The organism is Desmonostoc muscorum LEGE 12446, from assembly GCF_015207005.2.
Classification (GTDB): domain Bacteria; phylum Cyanobacteriota; class Cyanobacteriia; order Cyanobacteriales; family Nostocaceae; genus Nostoc; species Nostoc muscorum.
On record NZ_JADEXS020000001.1, the window covers coordinates 4,478,611 to 4,496,889 of the forward strand.

General features: G+C 41.5%; 19 protein-coding genes. 7 read left to right on the forward strand and 12 right to left on the reverse strand.

Features of this window, described 5'->3' with window-relative positions:
* Positions 1-258: 258 nt before the first annotated feature.
* A complete protein-coding gene (locus IQ276_RS19205; protein WP_193925822.1) occupies positions 259-1,164 on the forward strand; it encodes a CoB--CoM heterodisulfide reductase iron-sulfur subunit B family protein in 906 nt (301 codons plus the stop codon).
* A 334-nt stretch (positions 1,165-1,498) separates the two neighbouring features.
* Here the strand turns inward: IQ276_RS19205 and IQ276_RS19210 are convergent, their stop codons facing one another.
* Positions 1,499-3,571, reverse strand: coding sequence for a serine/threonine-protein kinase (locus tag IQ276_RS19210; protein WP_193923486.1), 2,073 nt, complete (start codon positions 3,569-3,571; stop codon positions 1,499-1,501).
* A 26-nt stretch (positions 3,572-3,597) separates the two neighbouring features.
* Complete coding sequence (locus IQ276_RS40255; RefSeq protein ID WP_255264337.1) at positions 3,598-3,726, reverse strand: hypothetical protein; 129 nt, start codon at positions 3,724-3,726, stop codon at positions 3,598-3,600.
* A gap of 527 nt (positions 3,727-4,253) precedes the next feature.
* On the opposite strand from IQ276_RS40255, the gene IQ276_RS19215 reads away from it, so the two are divergent.
* The gene (locus tag IQ276_RS19215; RefSeq protein WP_193923484.1) at positions 4,254-5,132 is read left to right on the forward strand and encodes a hypothetical protein; all 879 of its coding nucleotides are present in this window, start codon (positions 4,254-4,256) and stop codon (positions 5,130-5,132) included.
* A gap of 239 nt (positions 5,133-5,371) precedes the next feature.
* Here the strand turns inward: IQ276_RS19215 and IQ276_RS19220 are convergent, their stop codons facing one another.
* Both IQ276_RS19220 and IQ276_RS19225 read right to left on the reverse strand, forming a co-directional pair.
* Positions 5,372-7,219, reverse strand: coding sequence for an aspartate kinase (locus IQ276_RS19220; RefSeq protein ID WP_235115801.1), 1,848 nt, complete (start codon positions 7,217-7,219; stop codon positions 5,372-5,374).
* Positions 7,220-7,329: 110 nt separating this feature from the next.
* The gene (locus IQ276_RS19225; RefSeq protein WP_193921568.1) at positions 7,330-7,899 is read right to left on the reverse strand and encodes a Uma2 family endonuclease; all 570 of its coding nucleotides are present in this window, start codon (positions 7,897-7,899) and stop codon (positions 7,330-7,332) included.
* A gap of 87 nt (positions 7,900-7,986) precedes the next feature.
* On the opposite strand from IQ276_RS19225, the gene IQ276_RS19230 reads away from it, so the two are divergent.
* The gene (locus IQ276_RS19230) at positions 7,987-8,226 is read left to right on the forward strand and encodes an AbrB/MazE/SpoVT family DNA-binding domain-containing protein (RefSeq protein ID WP_193921566.1); all 240 of its coding nucleotides are present in this window, start codon (positions 7,987-7,989) and stop codon (positions 8,224-8,226) included.
* A gap of 90 nt (positions 8,227-8,316) precedes the next feature.
* Here IQ276_RS19230 and IQ276_RS19235 read toward each other — a convergent pair whose 3' ends face one another.
* Positions 8,317-8,535, reverse strand: coding sequence for a type II toxin-antitoxin system HicB family antitoxin (locus tag IQ276_RS19235; RefSeq protein ID WP_193921563.1), 219 nt, complete (start codon positions 8,533-8,535; stop codon positions 8,317-8,319).
* Positions 8,536-8,645: 110 nt separating this feature from the next.
* Here IQ276_RS19235 and IQ276_RS40990 point away from each other — a divergent pair, with 110 nt between their 5' ends.
* Together IQ276_RS40990 and IQ276_RS19240 are read left to right on the forward strand one after the other, a co-directional pair.
* Positions 8,646-8,831, forward strand: a complete 186-nt coding sequence (locus tag IQ276_RS40990) for a type II toxin-antitoxin system HicB family antitoxin (protein ID WP_373690626.1) — start codon at positions 8,646-8,648, stop codon at positions 8,829-8,831.
* Positions 8,832-9,106: 275 nt separating this feature from the next.
* Positions 9,107-9,358 (forward strand): hypothetical protein, encoded by a 252-nt coding sequence (locus IQ276_RS19240; RefSeq protein ID WP_193921561.1) that lies wholly within the window; start codon positions 9,107-9,109, stop codon positions 9,356-9,358.
* On the opposite strand, the gene IQ276_RS19245 is transcribed toward IQ276_RS19240, so the two are convergent.
* From IQ276_RS19245 to IQ276_RS19270, 7 genes are all read right to left on the reverse strand, one after another.
* Positions 9,286-11,397, reverse strand: coding sequence for a tetratricopeptide repeat protein (locus IQ276_RS19245; RefSeq protein WP_228043388.1), 2,112 nt, complete (start codon positions 11,395-11,397; stop codon positions 9,286-9,288). The genes IQ276_RS19240 and IQ276_RS19245 overlap by 73 nt on opposite strands.
* A 60-nt stretch (positions 11,398-11,457) precedes the next feature.
* The gene (locus tag IQ276_RS19250; RefSeq protein WP_193921559.1) at positions 11,458-11,772 is read right to left on the reverse strand and encodes a hypothetical protein; all 315 of its coding nucleotides are present in this window, start codon (positions 11,770-11,772) and stop codon (positions 11,458-11,460) included.
* A 61-nt stretch (positions 11,773-11,833) separates the two neighbouring features.
* Positions 11,834-13,375: a group II intron reverse transcriptase/maturase gene (locus tag IQ276_RS19255; RefSeq protein ID WP_193925511.1), complete on the reverse strand. Its 1,542-nt coding sequence runs from the start codon at positions 13,373-13,375 to the stop codon at positions 11,834-11,836.
* Between the two features lie 117 nt (positions 13,376-13,492).
* Complete coding sequence (locus IQ276_RS19260; protein ID WP_221706943.1) at positions 13,493-13,663, reverse strand: hypothetical protein; 171 nt, start codon at positions 13,661-13,663, stop codon at positions 13,493-13,495.
* A 252-nt stretch (positions 13,664-13,915) separates the two neighbouring features.
* Complete coding sequence (locus IQ276_RS40260; RefSeq protein ID WP_255264338.1) at positions 13,916-14,041, reverse strand: hypothetical protein; 126 nt, start codon at positions 14,039-14,041, stop codon at positions 13,916-13,918.
* A gap of 159 nt (positions 14,042-14,200) precedes the next feature.
* The gene (locus tag IQ276_RS19265) at positions 14,201-14,590 is read right to left on the reverse strand and encodes a Tudor-knot domain-containing protein (protein ID WP_193923372.1); all 390 of its coding nucleotides are present in this window, start codon (positions 14,588-14,590) and stop codon (positions 14,201-14,203) included.
* Between the two features lie 405 nt (positions 14,591-14,995).
* Complete coding sequence (locus tag IQ276_RS19270) at positions 14,996-15,946, reverse strand: lysylphosphatidylglycerol synthase domain-containing protein (RefSeq protein WP_193923375.1); 951 nt, start codon at positions 15,944-15,946, stop codon at positions 14,996-14,998.
* 264 nt (positions 15,947-16,210) lie between these two features.
* On the opposite strand from IQ276_RS19270, the gene IQ276_RS19275 reads away from it, so the two are divergent.
* Positions 16,211-17,188 carry an alpha/beta hydrolase gene (locus IQ276_RS19275; protein WP_193923378.1) on the forward strand — a complete coding sequence of 326 codons (978 nt, stop codon included), beginning with the start codon at positions 16,211-16,213 and terminating at the stop codon, positions 17,186-17,188.
* Positions 17,189-17,196: 8 nt separating this feature from the next.
* Positions 17,197-18,105 carry an alpha/beta hydrolase gene (locus IQ276_RS19280; RefSeq protein ID WP_193923380.1) on the forward strand — a complete coding sequence of 303 codons (909 nt, stop codon included), beginning with the start codon at positions 17,197-17,199 and terminating at the stop codon, positions 18,103-18,105.
* Positions 18,106-18,279: the final 174 nt, after the last annotated feature.

The following is an 18,279-nucleotide window of genomic DNA, read 5'->3' on the forward strand; positions in this document are numbered from 1 at the left end:
TCAACTAATTGCTAGGATCTGCTCATTATAGGAGACATTTTTTTGAGCATATACATCTTATCGTCAAGCGCGATCCCCCGTACACTGCCAACGGTTTTTCTGTTAGAAAACTCCTGTGGTTGTTCAAAAGAATCGCTCAGTTTTCTTTGGACAGTTGAGCAGTAGGGCGTGGTACGCCATTCTCGACACCGTATAAATGCTTCTGTTTTCCGATTGATTTTTGTCTAGAGCGATCGCTCTAACCCAAACTATAGTTATATGCTATCTCAGACACTAAAATACGCTTACTTTCCTGGCTGTGTTGCCCAAGGTGCATGTCGGGAACTTTACCAGTCAACTCAAGCCCTCACTCAAGCACTCGGTATTCAACTGGTTGAACTGAAAAAAGCTGCTTGCTGTGGTTCGGGAACCTTTAAAGAAGATTCCCAACTACTGGAAGATACAGTCAATGCCAGAAATATTGCCCTAGCAGAAGAATTAAATTTGCCGTTGCTTACCCATTGCAGCACTTGTCAAGGTGTTATCGGTCACGTCAACGAACACCTGAAGGAATGCCAAACTACTAATCCTGCTTACATTGAACAAGTCAATGACTTGCTGCATAAAGAAGGCTGTTCACCTTATCGCGGTAGTACTGACGTTAAACATCTCCTCTACGCCTTGGTAACAGATTACGGTTTAGAGGAAATTACTAAACGTGTGACTCGGAAATTAACTGGATTAAAATGCGCGGCTTTTTATGGCTGTTATCTCCTCCGCGCTCAAAAGTCCATGCCCTATGACGACCCTTTCAACCCAGAAGCAATGGAAAATGTTTTTCGGGCGGTGGGTGCAACACCAATTTATTACCGGGGCCGGACACAATGTTGTGGTTGGCCGCTTTCTAGTTATGCCACTACCCAATCTTTTAAGATGGCGGGGATGCATATTCAGGACGCCTTGGCATCTGGTGCTGACTGTATAGTTACACCTTGTCCTCTGTGCCACTTAAATTTAGATTCACGGCAGCCAGAGGTCGAAAAGGTGATTGAACAAAGGCTAGGTTTACCAGTTTTACATTTACCCCAGTTGATTGCTTTGGCTGTTGGAGTGAGTCCAAAAGAACTGGGTTTAGAACGTCACATTGTTTCTACAAAGCCAGTGTTAGAGAAATTAGGCTTTTAGCTGAGATTTTGAAAGTTTCGAGCTTTACAGCATTTTTCATCTATTTGAACCACAATCCTCTGTAGGGGCGCACAGCTGTGCTACCCTACAACGTGGTCTATTTACCTGAAAATTCCTGTAAGCTTCAAGTTTCGAGCTTCAGGTTTCGAGCTTTAAGCTTCAACGTTCGAGCTTTGAGGTTCAACTTTCTAGCTTTGAGGTTCAACTTTCAAGTTCTGAGGCTCAACTTTCGAGTTCAGAACTTATACTAATTTAATATGAAGCTGCATAGAATAAAGCTTCCAGGATAAAGTTGTAAGAAGAGACAAAAATTATCTGCTCAAATTTCCACTCCCTACTCCCCACTGCCTTTTTTTTGTCTTCTCCCAGACTTGGGACGAGTAGTTTTTACTGCTGCTGACTTGTTTTGCAAATTTGCAATTTCTCTTTGGGCGTCTTGATAGCTATCTTTTTCGCCTTGCTGTTGGAATAGTTTTCCAGCTTTTTTGAAATCTGCGATCGCTCCTTGTTTATTTTTCTGTTTGGCGCGAATTACCCCCCGATTATAATAGGCTAAGGCATTCTTAGCATCAATGGCGATCGCTTGTGAATAATCCTGATTTGCAGCTTTCTTATTTCCCAATTCGAGATAGGCGTTACCACGGTTATTGTAAGCTGCGGTATCATTAGGATCTAGTTTTAGTGCTTCAGTATAATCTTCAATAGCGCCTTTATAATCTCCGAAAGAAAATCGATGAATACCTCTGTGGATGTAAGCAACAATAAATTTTGGATCGAGTTGTAAAATTTTGTTGTAATCTTCAGTAGCTTCTATTTTGTTTCCTAAATCGCTGTAAATATCACCACGACTCAGATAAGCTTCTATATATTTAGGATTGATGTTAATTGCATCTGAATAATCTTTCAGGGCTGCATATTTTTGCTTATTAATAACTTGAGTTAAACCCCTTTGATAATAGGCTTTGGCATCACTGGGATTAATCTTAATTATTGTATCAAAATCTTGGATTGCTGCTTGTCTGAGTCTGAGGCGACGGCGGAGAATACCTCGTTGTAAGTAGGCTTCGGTATATTGAGGTTTGATGGCGATCGCTTTGGTAAAATCTCCAAGTGCCCCTTTATGATCTTTCAGTTGAACACGGGCTAATCCCCTGCCATAATAAGCGTATGCATCCTGAGAATTTAACTTAATCGTTTCGGTATAGTCGGCGATCGCTTCTTTATACTTGCCTAATTCATACAAAGCAAATCCTCGGTCATAATAGGCATTAGCATCTTGAGGATTGAGCAAAATTGCTTGACTAGAGTCTGCTTGTGCTTGCTCATAGTCTCCTAATCGATAATAAGCATCGCCTCGCTTATTATAAGCCAAAGCATTTTGCGGTTCTAATTCAATCAGCTGATTAAAATCTGTAACTGCTCCTTCATAGTTTCCTGCATCATATTTATTGACTCCCTCTTGATATAATTTTTGTTGAGGATTACTTTCAAATTTTGGTAACTGGAAAAACCACGCCACAACACCAAGTGTGACACAACCAGCTATCCCCGTCATCACTAGGAATAATTTTTTTTGATACTGGTTTTGCTGTTCATGTTCAATACTTGTTAATTTTTTCAAATCGTCTAAAACTTCAGTTGCATACTGATAGCGTCTTCGATAGTCAACGCGCACCATTTTATTAATAATTTTTGCTAATTTAGTGTTAATCTTTAAATTTTTATTTTGCCAAATAATTTCACCTGTTAGCCGATTTTTCTGAGTCCGCAGATTAGATATTTCGTTTTTTGGTAAACCAAGAAGTGCGGCGATGGCAACTAAACCTAAAGCATAGATATCACTGTTATATTTCAGGGTGCCGTTAATCTGTTCTACGGGCATATATTCAATATTTTCAACGGTAGTATTGATGGCTTCATTGACAGTGCTAAAGTCAACTAAAACAAACTTTTGATCTGATTCTCGGCGAATAATATTTGCTGGTTTAATATTTCGATGAATCACACCATCACTATGTATAAATACCAAAATTTCTAATATTTCTGATAAAAGACTAATTACTTGGTCTTCCCTCAGAGGTTGTCCTGGTAAAATTTCATCAGTTAAAGGTAACCCAGGAATAAATTCTTCGATAATATAAAATTCTTCATTTTCTTCAAAACAATCAATCAGCTTTTGGATTTGGTCGTGTTCCTGGGCTAGCTTTTGTAAAGTTGCTGCCTTGGTGGTAAACAAGCTGTATAAAATTCTTAAAATTTGAGTATTGCTATTAGGATAATGTAACTGCTTAACTATAAATTTGCTGTCAGGAAGATTAGCATCTTCTACTAGATAGGTTTTCGCCTTTTCCCCATCTTTCAGAACTTTTAGTATTTGGTAGCGTCTGTTGCCAAAATGACTGCTCATCAATACAAATATAATCTTATATTTAATTATTTGATTAAGGAAATCGGCGCAATTAAAGCTAACTGGCGGGGGCTGTCATCTCTGACAAAATTCTGATGGTCGTAAACCTCTCTACGAGACGCCCAAGGCACACAATAGACTTTACGCTTTGTCATTTTTCATCGTTCATTGGTAAGGGTTTTGAGCCTGTTGACGTTTCGTAATATAATTTTGTTTATTCCCAGCCACTAGTTACACAGTCAGTGTTCTTACTGGTTATTTTAAAATCAAAAAATTTTTTCAAAGGAAAATTTTAATGGCGAAATGGCATGTAAAATTCTGTATATTGCGCTAATAATCCATATTGCTAATTTTCTTTTTCTACATCATAAAAAATTTGAAGATAATTTACTGTTGTATATCACCAGATTTTAGTAACATTTTTACATTAAACTCAACCATGAACAATAAGCAAATATATAAAGAGGTTACTTTAATGGTTATTTTTCAGCATTCACACTAATGACATCCGATCTCCAAATGGGGTAATAAGTAGGTCGGCATAGATTATCGTTGAGTTCAGGCAAAAGCTAGGAAGCAGGAGGGAAGAGGGTTTTAGTTTAGTTCATTTTTCTTTACTTAGTTTGATTGTGGCAACTTAGCTTAAATAGCGAATTGAAATATCATAACTCCATCTAAAAGATTGAAAATCAACAGATTTGGTCAAAATAAAGATCGGGTAGCTACTGTAAAGCGTCAATTGCTTGAGGCGGTGAGTCATCGTGACATAGCTGCTGTTAGTAACCTGATTGTACACTGGCAAAAAGTTTTGGGAGCTGAAAAGTTAACTAACTTGATTGCTAACGAGGTAATGCTAGAATGCGACTCTGACAGCCACCGTTGGTTTTGTCGAATTTTTTTTGGGCAAGGGCAATATGAACAGATGCAGGAAAAAGCCCAAAGTAACGTTTTTCAAATCCTTTTAAGAGAAGGTTTAGAACCGGGCAAAGACTTTAGCTTTGGGTGTGATGGCAGACTTATTATAGGCGATCGCGCCAAGCAAATTTTACTGTGCCAAGTACCACAGGAACGTCAGGCTTTATTTGAAGCACGGTTAGAACCCTTGTTAGTCGAAGATCGAGTTATTGCTATTGAACAGCAGTTGGGGCGTGCATTTTTTAGCAATTTGACTGAAATTGCCATCCAACAGATGCAAGTATTCAGTAATTCTCAAGCAGCAGCTTATCTGGGAGTGCTAGTGGCGGGGTTAGTGTCGCGTTATCCTCAACTTCAGGATGCGGACTTTCCCACACGATTTATTGTCAGTATTCTCCAAGGATTACCTGAAGAAAGAGCAATGTTAATCCTCAACGATCCAGAGGAAAATCCTCAGTTTGATGAACTGATCATTTTTCAAGATTTATTAGCAGCAATGGGAGATACAGAATATCATCAAATTACTGACGAAGACGGTGGTATCAGCCTTGAACAACTCAAAAAGCTTGATTTAGTTTGGCGTGGCGATCGCGAAATTTCGGAAATAATAGCCATGATAGAAAAATGTCATCCCAAAAATAAATAGGCGTTGTAAAAAAAGCGGAATGATTTAGCAACTAACTCAAGAACAGCTTGCCAATTCATCCCACTGTTGTGCAATGCCAATAGTATTAGAGGTTGTTTGAAAAGTAGTGAGTGAGGTATCCAAAACGTTAGATGCCTTCTATCTTTATCTTTCGTAAGGGCACAGCATTGCTGTGCCCTTACAGTATGGTCTATTTACTTCCCAATTTTGGATTCTGAATTTTGAAGACTTGGGATTGATTACGCCGGGACAACAAATTTCTCACTACCAGCCAGATCAAAGGCTTTGTGAATAGCTTGTAAAGCTTTAACACCTTGGTCTTGTGCCACAACACAGCTAATTTTGATTTCTGAAGTGGCAATCATTTGAATATTGATTTGTTGTTGGGCTAACGCTTCAAACATTTTAGCGGCAACGCCTGGTTGTCCAACCATACCTGTACCGACAATACTCACTTTAGCGATCGCACTATCTAAAACAACTTCACCCCATCCTAATTCTGCTGCTACTTGGGTGAGCAGTTCTTTTGCATTTTCCCCATCTATCTGGGACACTGTAAAGGCAATATCCCGTCGGGGAACACCATCAATTACCCGACAGCGCTGAGATTGAATAATCATATCAACGCTGACGTTGTGTTGCGCTAATAATCCAAACAACTTTGCTGCCATCCCTGGACGGTCTGGTAATTGGCGAATAGCAAGACGTGCTTGGTTTAAGTCCAGGGCGACGCCGCGAACGGGAGGAAAACTGGGCAGAGGGGCAGAGGGGTAAAGGGGCAGAGGGGATGAACTCTCCTCTGCTCCCCTGCTCCCTTGCTCCCCTGCTTCGATTTCAAAGGCGCTACGAAGTGCAGTAACGGCGCGATCGCATTCGGCGGCATCGACTACACAACTTACTTTGACTTCGCTGGTGGAAATCATTTGAATATTCACGTTAGCTTCGGCTAAGGTGGCGAACATCTTGGCAGCTACACCGGGACGCCCAATCATACCTGCGCCTGCAATGCTGACTTTGGCAATGTTACGTTCTACCATTACCTCAGCTTCCTCAGATTTGGGGTTGGATGCATTCCTGAGGGCTGGGGCGATCGCTGCTGCTACTGCTTCGGCTCGTTTTAAAATCGGTGTGGTCACGGTAAAGGCAATGTCATTACTATTACCTTCGTGAATTGACTGAATAATCAAATCTACATCTACTTTTTGGCGGGAAATTTCGCCAAATAACCTTGCTGCTACGCCTGGTTTATCGGGTACGCGCAACAAAGCGACCTTTGCTTGGTTGGTGTCAAATTCTACATGATCTACTGGACGGGCAATTTCTAGATTGATGAGCGATCGCCCTTGGGGTTTAGCTGATGTCACCCAAGTACCTGGGTCATCTGTCCAGCTAGATCTGACTACAAGGGGAACACCGTAGTTACGAGCAATTTCCACAGCTCGCGGATGCAACACTTTTGCCCCCAAGCTAGCTAGTTCTAGCATTTCATTGCAGCTGATGGCATCCATCAACTGAGCTTCGGGAACTAAGCGGGGGTCTGTAGTTAAAATCCCTGGAACATCTGTATAAATTTCACAGAAATTGGCTCCTAATGCTGCTGCCAGTGCCACTGCCGAAGTGTCAGAACCACCACGCCCCAAAGTTGTAATTTCTAATTCTTCGGCGCTGGATATGCCTTGAAAACCTGCTACTACAACTACTTTCCCTGCTTTCACTTGGCGAGTTAGGCGAGTAGTTTCGATATGCAAAATCCGAGCGCGGCTGTGTTCGGCTTCGGTAACAATTCCTACCTGAGCGCCAGTCATAGAAATTGCTGGTTGTCCAAGTTCCTGCAACGCCATACTGAGTAAGGCAATGGTGACTTGTTCGCCAGTGGAAAGCAGCATATCCATTTCCCGGCGGCTAGGATTTGGCGAAATCTCATTAGCTAGTTTGACGAGTCCATCGGTAGTTTTGCCCATTGCCGAAACCACTACAACCACTGAGTTTCCAGCTTTTACAGTTTTGCAGACGCGCACTGAAACAGCTTGAATGCGTTCGACTGAACCGACAGATGTACCACCGTATTTTTGAACTATGAGCGCCATAACTTTTAGTCAATCAATTGTGTCTGTTTTGCTCAATGCCCCCGCCGGGTTAGGAAGCGTTGAAGGTATTAATAGATATTTAGTTTACAAGTATTTAGAGCAGAAGTTGATTATTCAAAAACGACATCTTCGTAAAGTGCTGCCATTGTTTCCTGAAAATCCACGCTGTTGAGTCGAAATGATTTATCTTCTGCTGTGTAGGATTGCAAAACCCACAGTCCCTCATCGTTGCGGCGAAAACACTCGACTCGCTGACGTTTTGTATTAATTAAAACATACTCTTGCAGACTTTCGAGTGTTTGATAATCAGCGAACTTGTCTCCCCGGTCAAAGGCTTCGGTAGAATTAGATAAAACTTCGATAATTAAACAAGGAAATCTTTTATAAGCTGGTGTTTCTTGGTCTCGTCCATCGCAAGTAACCATGACATCAGGATAATAAAAGCGATTCAGAGATTCAATTCGGGCTTTCATGTCGGCGATGTAAACACGACAACCAGAACCGCGTACATGATTACGGAGGAGAGATGCAAGGTTAAGAGCAATGGTAACATGTGGGTCAAGCGCCCCAGCCATTGCATAGATGTAGCCGTCGATGTATTCATGTTTGACAGGGTTTTGTTCCTCTAGTTGGAGGTACTCTTCAGGGGTAAGGTAGTTTTGTTGGGGGGAGGCTATCATATTTGACACTTCAAGGTTTGAGCAATATTTATTGATGGCAAGTATACTTTATAATCAAGTAAGGAACTTATGTAAGGAACGTGGATAATGGCTAGTGCGACCATCACCACCAAAGGACAAGTAACTATTCCTAAAGAAATTAGGGATTATCTTAACCTTGATACAGGTAGTAAGGTTGATTTTGTCATTGATGAAAATGGAACAGTCAAACTAATTCCCCTGAATGTCCCTATCCAAAGTTTATCGGGAATTTTACACCGTCCGGGGATGAAAAGCGCAACTTTAGAAGAAATGGAAGCGGCAATTCAAGAAGGCTCAAGTGATTAGTATAAATGGAATGATTTCATACTTCTCTTAATAAATAAAAGCCATTTGCTTCTAAATATTTAATTAACTCTTTTCGTTTGACTGACACACTCAAACCTCTATAGGAATTTGTTCTAGCAAAGAACCACCTGTGGGAATTTCCTTATTTTGTTGACGATAGGCAAGAATCATTTCTTTGGTTGCGTCTTGTAACATAGCCCTGCATTCTTCTATTGTTTCTCCCTCAGTGATAACTTCTTGCCATTCAATGAGTTGTCCCATATATCCGCTATCAGTTTTTGTATATCTTGCAGTGTATGTAATTAACATTTCCGTGATTGCGAAGATAATTATATAATTTATCGTAGCTAATTTTATGCTGGGCGTAGGCGAGCTTTTCGTAGACATCGCTCTCTATCATTCACAACGACATAAGAGCGATCGCCCAGGCAATTTATGACAAGTTAGAAGATGGTACATTTACAGGTAGAATTCCTGTTTGCAAAGGAGTGATAGCTTTTGCATCGACTTTGCGCGGGTGTGAAGATGAATTACGCTCAACCCTGGAAGACTGGATTTTACTTGGGTTAAAGCTGGGACAAGCTCTAGCAGTAATTGAGCATTGACCTGAACAGCCTTTAAGATTTACCGAGAAGCGTAGGCGTAGCCCGCCGCAGGCATCGCTGTTGATCTAGTTAACAGCAGTTTTCATGTATTTGAACCACATCTGTCGTAGGGGCACAGCATTGCTGTGCCCCTACCGCGTGGTCTATTTACCTGAAAATAGCTGTCATGAAATTTAGGTGAGCGATCGCTTTTACAATACCATCATTCCACCTCAGAACAAGGAACTACTAGCTCGGAACTAAAACGTTCTCGTTTGAAACAGGAACATTCTCGTTTGAAACAAGAACATTCTCACTTGGAACAGGAACGTTCTCGTTTGGAACAGGAACATTCTCACTTGGAACAGGAACGTTCTCATTCAGAACATGAAAAGCCGAGTTCGGAACACGAAAGGCCGAGTTTAAGCGATCGCACTTTTCAGTTTGATCGCGGTACGCTTTGCACAAAACTAGCTTATTCTGGATTTTGGGAAAGGCGATCGCGAATATATGCTAAATCTTCACGACAAGTAACAGTACGGAGATGATTAACTCCTAGACATCGCTCATAAATATCCAAAGCTTGCTTTAACAGGTCTTCAGCTTTGCTGTATTTGCCTTGGGAGTTATAAAATGCCGCCAGATTGTTAAGAATGAGTGCAACATTAGGATGTTCCTCACCCAGTCGGCATCGCTGTATTTCTAAAGCTTGTTTATACCAGGATTCGGCTTCGCTGTATTTATTCTGGGATTCGTAGAGTCCGGCCAAGTTATTGATGGTAGTAGCAACAGTATGATGTTCATCACCCAGCAGGCATTGTTGTAGTGCCAAAGCTTTCTCATACAGAGGTTCAGCGTCACTGTATTTTTTTTGGGATTTGTAGCATAACGCCAAGTTATTGAGACTTTGAGCAACATCAAGATTTTCTTCTCCCAGCAGACGTCGCCTTATTGCTAAAGCTTGCTGGTATAAAGGTTCGGCTTTGTTATGTCGATCTTTAAAAGAGTAAAATAATGCTAGGTTGTTAAGAGTTTGAGCAACATCAAGATTTTCTTCTCCCAGCAGACGTCGCCTTATTGCTAAAGCTTGGAGATATAAAGATTCCACTTCATTGGATCGACCTTGAAAAGAGTAAAATAATGCTAGGTTGTTAAGACTTTGGGCAACATCAAGATTTTCTTCTCCCAGCAGACGTCGCCTTATTGCTAAAGCTTGGAGATATAAAGATTCCACTTCATTGCATCGACCTTGAGAAAAGTAGAGTCCCCCCAAGTTGTGGAGGCTGGTGGCAACATGAAGATGCTCTTCGCCCAGGCGCTTTTTAGTAACTTCTAGACACTGCTCACACCAAGGAACAGCCTGTCCATATAATCCTTGACCACTATAAAACCAAGCGTTACCGATGAAAGGCAGAGTTAAATCATCATCGCTGAGGTATTGAATGAGATTGTTCGCTACTTCAGCTATATGAGGTATAGCGGGGGTGGCATCGGTAATTTGCTTAAGCGTAGGGGTGTAAGGGATCTCTTTTGCAACTGCTACCATTACCCGACAAAGCGATCGCTTAAATTCTTCTACCTGTTCTAAACCTGTACACTGATATTGGAAAAATTCCCGCAACAGTGGATGCAGTTGATAAACTCCCTCACCTTTGCGCTGGAGTAAATGCAAATTCAGCAAGCTATCGTCTCTAATGTCTTCTAAATCTTGGGCATCTTCATCTGGTAAACATTGTTCCACCAACTTCCAAGGTATAGGTGCGGCTGCAAATAAACTCAATAAACAACCCAATTGTTTATCGTCGTCTTCTAATTCTTGCCAACTCAACTCAAAGGCGGCTAACACACCTCGTTGTGCTGTCATGTCGGCTTCCGACTTAGATTTAGAAAGAGAACGCTCATCTAATCGCTTGTTCTCCAACCGCCGCAACATCTCAGCTACAGATAAATCCTGTTTCCGTGCCAGATAGCGCCCCACTAATTCCACACCCAAAGGTAAATATCCTAGCCACTCACACAAATGATTTGCTACAGCTAATTCTTTTTCAATTCGCCCTGGTGTTTCTTTGAGTAAAGACTTGAATAACTCCAGCGCCTCCTCTGGTTGCAGCACATCCAAAGATAACTGTGCGATGCGTCCCAACTTCTGGCGCGTAGTCATCAGCACTTTAAACCGAGAAGGTAGGGACTGTAAGTAAGGCTTAACTTCCTCGTAGTCGCTGACATCATCCAACACTAGCAACACATCACCACCACGCCAACGCCGCCAGCAATATTGCACTTGGGCGAGTAATTTTTGGTTAAAATCTTCTGTTAAATCCTCTGGCGGGTTTAAGTCAAGCTGCGTTCTGGCAAACTGCACAACTTGAATGCCTATATCCCCAGTTTTTGGTAGCAACCAGCAAAGCCCACCGTTGTATGTTTCGCGGCGTTGGATGGCATATTGCAAAGCGAGTTCTGTTTTACCTACTCCACCCATGCCGGCGATCGCAGCAATGGCTACTTGTTTATAATCCTGCAAAAGTTGGTGGAGATTTTGCAATTCTTCTTCACGCCCGACAAATTCCACCACCCCACTCAGGGGCAAATTTTGCGGTATTTCAGTAAAAGGATTTGACTTTACCCGTTCCCCTTCAGGCGGCTGTAGTCAAAAGTTAAAATTTTGGGTTCGGTTGTCATTAGAAACATTCCCGACATTCCCGCCATAATTTTTATCAACTGTGTTCGTAAAATTCTGGATAATAGCGGGTTGAGATTTCACAGCATCCGCCACCGTCTCGACAGCTTGAGCAATTTCCAGGTCTTTGTTTGCCGCTTCCTCTACTTGTTCGATTAGATGCGCTTGACCATAATCTAGAGGTTGTGTTTGAGCTAGTTCAATGGCACTTGCTGTATTGGGTTGTTTGCGCTTCAGGAGTAAGAATAACTTGGTTGAGTCGATGGGGGATATTATTCCCCGCACCTCTCAGTTAGATCCGTGCGTACCCGTTTCCGTGTACACGGCTCCCGATGTTCTCAGCTTCTCAGCTTTCGCTTTTGCTCATGTGCTTGTAATCGTGGCAACTCTCGTGAATTGCTTCCAGATTATTTTTCTTCCAGTTGGCGTGATTTTCGTCGATGTGATGCAGATGAATCCGTTCCTCATCGATGAACTTTAAGCCGCAAGAGGCACATCTATGGTTTTGCTTCTTAAGAGCAAAAGAAGTTTCGCCGTCATAGAGCTTACTTTTGCGTTCGCTCCAGTAGGCTGTATCTCCGTCATAGGGGGATTTTGTTCCTTTAACCATGACGTGGCTACTTTCGGAGTAGGAAACTGCTGGGAATGCTTTGTCTAGTAATTTCTTGCTAGCGTAGCGATTTTTCTTGGCTTCCTTGTTGAATACCGTATAAGCTCTTTTTTTGATGTGGTATAACGAGTTTCTAGACCCGTCCATCTTGCAGAACTTATGGTAATTTCTCCAACCTCTTACTACCGGGGCTAATTTCTCAGCCTTTGTGGTAGCACCATAATTCGAGTTGTTGACGATGTGTTTTACTTTCTTACGGAATGCTTTGAAGTTGTCCACTGAGGGAATGCTTCTAAACTTTCCGTTTTTCTGGACTTTAAAGTGCCAGCCGAGGAAATCAAACCCATCTGTCGCGGCGGTAACTTTGGTTTTCTTTTGGCTTACATTCATTCCGCGTTTGCGGAGGAACTCGCTGATTTTCTCAAGTATCTCTATCGCATTATCTTCGGGTCGGAGTATAATAACCATGTCATCCGCGTATCGGATTGATGGCTCGTTGATTTGCCCGTTGGCTCTGTATCTGTGGATACTTTCAACCCCGTTGAGTGCGATGTTTGCTAATAGTGGGCTGACTACTCCCCCTTGAGGTGTACCCTGTTCGGGGAATTCTGGGTTTACTCCTGCCTTGAGGCATCGGTATATTCCGAGTTTTAAGCCTTTGGGGGCGATGAGTTCGTCCATTATTGCTGAGTGGTTAATCCTATCGAAGCATTTTTCGATATCGAGTTCTATAACTCGTTTCTCTGTTCCATTGCAGGAAGAGCGTAGGTTATTGTAGATGTACCGTTGTGCATCGTGAGCAGAGCGCCCTGTTCTGAACCCGTAGCTCCTGGCGTGGAAAGTGGCTTCGTGTGCTGGTTCTAGTGCATATTTTGCAAGGCATTGCCAAGCTCTATCCGCTATGGTTGGTATTTTAAGCATTCTGGTAGTCCCGTCCTTTTTGGGGATGGGGATTTCCCTTAGTCCTTGATGCTTCCAATTTCCACTATTCATTTTCAGTAATTCTTCAAGGTTGAAGCGTTCCTCAAATGACAGGGATTTCTTACCATCAATACCCGCCGTTTTTTTACCAGCGTTTAGCTGAGATACAAGTCTAATTGCAAGAAATCGAGCCGAGGTGGATTTAAAAATAAGCTTTTGGAGAAACCTAGCTTTCCGTTTGTCTCCAACTTGAACCGCTTTAAATACGCGCTTTTGAAGGCGGAAAAGATTTCGGCGGAATTTCTTCCACGGTAAGGCTTTCCAAGATTCACTAGTATGTCTACTGTGTCTAATCATTTTCTCTTCTAGAGTTTGTATTTTCTGAACACCTCAGACCAATTACGGTCTGTCCTACCCGAATTGTGAGAGTTCCGCTTCTCGTCTAGCCTACTTGGGGAACGAAAGCCCCAGGACTCACAAATCGTTTTTATTCGTTCCCTCGGAGAGATTGATTGTTCCGTTAGATGTAGCCAATTTGACCGTTGGATTCCCTAGACTCTTGCCGTTATTGGCGATATTACGGCGGGAATTGGCTCCAACGAAGTCAGGGATTTTAGTGTTGCGCCCTGCTCTACGATGGGTCACTTTTTGAGGCTCTGTTTCATCATAGGAACTCCCTATTAGCGCCAGTGTCAACCCGCAACGGTCGTCTGATTGCGCCCTGTTCCCAGCTTCACTCTACAAGAACCGAGCTTGTTCGGTGTGGGCAGATAAGGAGTCAATTCTGAGTCTGAATGGCAAGGCTTACACTTGCATCTGACCGAGAGTTCAGCCTTTAGTGACAGTAATCTGCTGTCGGGCTGGCTTAGTTATGTGCGGACTGACTACCGTGATTCACTAAGCAACGAATCGCACTTCGCCTTCGTCCCAAGCCTTTTCGCCGATGATTTCACCAGTTTTTTCAAAAGCCTTGGTGATGACTAAGGTTGCGATCGCAGCTGCTGTCAGTGATACTGGCTCCATAAATTCGCCAAAACATACGAAATTTTACTTATGGTTCTCAGTCTAACAGTCTCTAAACAGATAATAAAGAACAAATAACAGAAGAAATTATAAACAATTTAAGGGACGACTTCCACAGGTGAAATCGTCCCTCCCAACTTAATAAAAGTAAAATATTTCCTATCTACTTACCCTGGAAGGTTCAACCCACTCATCCCAAGAGCTATCATAACCATCGTAAGTAATTTTATAAAGATTCTCACTAACATCTAAAATTCGCCCTTGATACCATTTCCCTTTCCAGAGAATTCTCACTGCATCACCAACTTCAAACGATGCCCGAAAACGTGAAGTTCCAACCCACTCATCCCAAGAACTATCATAACCTTCGTAGGTAATATAACACTTGCTATCATCAACATCTAATACTGTTGCTGGATACCATGTACCTTTCCAAAGAACCTCTGCTTTTTGTCCCACAGAACAGGGTGAAGCAGCAAAAGCACTGGGGATTAATGCTCCTACCCAAGTAGCCATAAAGATGGCACCAAACAATAGTTTGTTTTTCATTTTTATCTCCTCAATCAGTAAAATTTAATTTTGATGATGATTTATATAAATCTCAATCAAAATTTGTAACTAACTGCCACTATTTTGATGAAATTAAATTGGCGATCGCCTCAGCAAAACTTATGATTTTACACCGCAGTTTGTGAAGATATTGCTGAACGATACCGTATATTAAATTAACAACAGTTCTCGATTTTACTTAATTGACATACAGCAAATTACAACTTCTCTACGAGAGGCTATGCCAAAGTGAGGTACAGATAATTGTAGGGGCACAACAATCTATACTCAGATAGGACTTACGCAAAAACTCTCTGAAACTCTTATTTCTTTGTGTCCTTTGCGTCCTTTGCGGTTCGTTTTTTCATGATTTTGCGTAAGTCCTGTCAGAAATCTTATCTCACATTAATTTTTAGAGTTTTTCAGATTCCCGGCTCTAAATTTAATTTCATAAATTCCCAGCAAAGCTGCTGCAATCAACAAAGGTAAAAAGTAGTATATCCCGCGATAAGCTAACAGTGAACCCAAAACTGCCGCCGCCGAAATTTTTGATGAGAGAAACAGCAACACCACAGTTTCAAAGACACCCAAACCGCCAGGAACATTACTAACTACACCTGCAAACATCGCTAGTAAATAAATTCCTAAAAAGTCGAGATAAGACAAAGGTGTATTATTAGGAAGTATCGCAAAAAGAACCGCAGCAGCCAGAATCCAATCAAGGCTAGAAATGGTAATTTGAGCTAAGGATATTGGTAAGGAAGGAAAGCGAAATTCTTGCTGACGAATAATTAATGGCTGTTTAATTAAAATACTTCCCAACACATATATAGCAATCAACAACAGAAAAATTACACCGATGGGACGTACTGTTGTAAAAGGCAAATGTAATTGTGGGGGAATTGTCAAAGGGTTGGTAATAAATATTAATCCAGCAGTGGCGAACATTCCTAGCCAAAAGGTGAAATTAGCAAAAGCAATAACTTGAGCGATCGCCACTGCTGACACTCCCCAATTAGCATAAAATCGATAACGGATAGCACTCCCAGTCAGCAAGGCAAAACCTATCGTATTGCTAAATGTAGAGCTAATAAAGTTAGTGAAAGCTATCTTGTTCCAGCTTAGGGAACGATTAATGTAGTTAAAACCCAAAATATCATAGCCAATCATCACTAAATATCCCAAAGCTGTCAGCCAAATTGCCCAGCTTAAGCGACTTTTGGGAATTGCTGCTAGAGAGTTGAGGATATCACGATAATTATACTCATGCAATTCGTGAGCGATCGCCCACAAAGAAAGCGCCAGCAGCAACAAGCCAAAAAAAGAACTGAAATTAAGTCGCAGCTTTTTAAGCATCCTAAAGAAACTTATCCTAACTCTCGATTTTTAACTCAATACGGTTCGGTTAAGGGTTATTTGTGTAGATAATTGGTCTAGAGAAGACGCGATAAATCAGACGCGATTTATCGCGTCTCTACATGAGGGTTTTGGGTTTATCTGAACTGTATTAATTTTTAATTTACAACCAGTCGTAAAGTTTCCATCGTCTTGACACAGCATTGACAAATTACTTGCGTAAACTTTTGGTTGCTAGCATCAACTGACCAATGCCCTTTAAAGATGAACTACAAAAAATCGAAAATTTTCTTGCTAATTTCAGTATTCACCCTAGTTGGCTGTCATTTCTCCCAAAGTGTCGTCGCAAAACCACCGCAACAGCAGGACTTACAAACAACACCTTCCCCTCTTCCATCCCAGCTTAATGCTAGCGACTTAGCTACTACCCTCAGCTATAAGATTGAAACTTACAATAGTCAAGTTATGGGTGCAAGTCGTACCTACGGCGTTTCTTTACCCCCCGGTTATGAGCAAAACCCAAAAGGAAGCTATCCTGTAATCTTTCTTCTTCACGGTGGCTATGGCGATCCCACTGCTTGGTTTAGTCAAGATAAGGGACAAGCTCTCAAAACTCTCAAACAACTTTATATTACAGGTAAGTTGCCGCCCAGCATCATTATTACACCAGATGGGAATGATAAACGCGGCTCTAGTCCTTACCGCGACCCTGAATATATCGATGGTCCTAACGGTAATGTCTCCACAGCCGTGGGGGATGAATTAGTAAAAGTTGTACAAAGCCGTTATCGTACACTAAAAAATCCAGATTTTTGGGCAATAGGTGGTTTATCTTCTGGCGGCTGGGGTGCAGTTAATGTGGGATTACACAATTTGGATCGTTTTTCAATTTTATTTAGTCATAGTGGTTATTTTCAAGATAAAAGCGGGCCAACAAATAGCCCAATAATTTATATTAAAACTATTCCCCTACAAGCCCAAAAACGGTTGAGAATCTACCTCGATTCTGGTAGATCAGATATTGAAGGAATCGAGGAAGCCGAAAAATTTACTAAAGTACTCAACAAACTAAAAATTTATTATATATTTCGTCAGTTTATCGGCAGTCATACTTGGCAATATTGGCGGGAACATTTAGCCGATTCTTTGACATTTGTCGGAGAACAATTCAAATTAGCAGAGATAGCACATAAAGCCGATAATCAAAGCTTAAATATGATGACAAATCATCATATTTATTAAAAGACTATATGAAGATTTATAAATTTTTAATGAGTTTAGTAGGAGCGATCGCACTCCTCACCACCGCTGGTTATTATTATGTATTTATCTTAGGTGCGCCACAACTAGACCCACCCCAAAAACAAGTAAATACTGGGCTAAAGTTTCAATTAGCAAGCTTCAACTCCCAAGCGATGGGTGCAATCCGCAACTATGGCGTGATTTTACCTCCTGACTATAACAAAAACCAGCAAAAGCGCTACCCCGTAATATTCTTATTACATGGAGGACATGATAATGCTCGCGCTTTTGCTGATAAATATGCAGTTTTAGATGTGTTGCATGAACTTTATCAAAATAAAAAATTACCGCCATCCATTGTAATTACACCTGATGGTAATGATAATCGCGGTTCTAGTCCTTTGTACGATCCTGATTATTTTGATGGGCCGAATGGCAAAGTCGGGACTTTAATTGGTTCGGAATTAGTGCAGGTTGTCAAGTCACGCTACCGCACTTTACAACAACCAGAATTTTGGGCGCTGGGAGGTCTATCTTCTGGGGGATGGGGAGCTTTTAATATCGGGTTACGCTATCTCAACAACTTCCATATTCTGTTTAGCCATAGCGGTTACTTTACTGATAGCAGCGGTTCACAAAATAGTCCTCAACAAATTGTGCAACAGCTATCACCTGAAGATAGAAAGCAATTGCGTGTTTACCTAGATGCAGGTCTGAACGATATTAATTTACTAGCTTCCACCAAAGCCTTCAACGAAACCTTAAATAAGTTAGGCATTGTTCATGTATTTTATGCTTTTCCTGGCGGTCATGGTTTATCTGGTGCCAATATCGGCTGGAACTACTTCCACAAACATCTCAAAGATTCCCTCTCCTATGTAGGAGAACAGTTTCAAAAGTTAGGAGTTAAGAGTTAGGAGTTTTAAGAGGTTCTTTGAAAAGAGATTGGCTGTGATTTTAATTGCGTTGTTACCCCCCTTAATCCCCCCTTGTAAAGGGGGGAAACAAGAAAAATCCGGTTCCCTCCCCTTTACAAGGGGAGGGTTAGGGAGGGGTAAAAAATATTTGATACATCCATCATGACTTTTCAA

What these genes read in the sequence shown, in the direction of transcription:
- IQ276_RS19280 (WP_193923380.1), top strand. Translation starts at nt 17,197, where the DNA reads ATGAAGATTTATAAATTTTTAATGAGTTTAGTAGGAGCGATCGCACTC.
- IQ276_RS19255 (WP_193925511.1), bottom strand. Translation starts at nt 13,375, where the DNA reads ATGATTAGACACAGTAGACATACTAGTGAATCTTGGAAAGCCTTACCG.
- IQ276_RS40260 (WP_255264338.1), bottom strand. Translation starts at nt 14,041, where the DNA reads ATGGAGCCAGTATCACTGACAGCAGCTGCGATCGCAACCTTAGTCATC.
- IQ276_RS19235 (WP_193921563.1), bottom strand. Translation starts at nt 8,535, where the DNA reads ATGTTAATTACATACACTGCAAGATATACAAAAACTGATAGCGGATAT.
- IQ276_RS19225 (WP_193921568.1), bottom strand. Translation starts at nt 7,899, where the DNA reads ATGATAGCCTCCCCCCAACAAAACTACCTTACCCCTGAAGAGTACCTC.
- IQ276_RS19275 (WP_193923378.1), top strand. Translation starts at nt 16,211, where the DNA reads ATGAACTACAAAAAATCGAAAATTTTCTTGCTAATTTCAGTATTCACC.
- IQ276_RS19270 (WP_193923375.1), bottom strand. Translation starts at nt 15,946, where the DNA reads ATGCTTAAAAAGCTGCGACTTAATTTCAGTTCTTTTTTTGGCTTGTTG.
- IQ276_RS19220 (WP_235115801.1), bottom strand. Translation starts at nt 7,219, where the DNA reads ATGGCGCTCATAGTTCAAAAATACGGTGGTACATCTGTCGGTTCAGTC.
- IQ276_RS19210 (WP_193923486.1), bottom strand. Translation starts at nt 3,571, where the DNA reads ATGAGCAGTCATTTTGGCAACAGACGCTACCAAATACTAAAAGTTCTG.
- IQ276_RS40255 (WP_255264337.1), bottom strand. Translation starts at nt 3,726, where the DNA reads ATGACAAAGCGTAAAGTCTATTGTGTGCCTTGGGCGTCTCGTAGAGAG.
- IQ276_RS19230 (WP_193921566.1), top strand. Translation starts at nt 7,987, where the DNA reads ATGGCTAGTGCGACCATCACCACCAAAGGACAAGTAACTATTCCTAAA.
- IQ276_RS19205 (WP_193925822.1), top strand. Translation starts at nt 259, where the DNA reads ATGCTATCTCAGACACTAAAATACGCTTACTTTCCTGGCTGTGTTGCC.
- IQ276_RS19265 (WP_193923372.1), bottom strand. Translation starts at nt 14,590, where the DNA reads ATGAAAAACAAACTATTGTTTGGTGCCATCTTTATGGCTACTTGGGTA.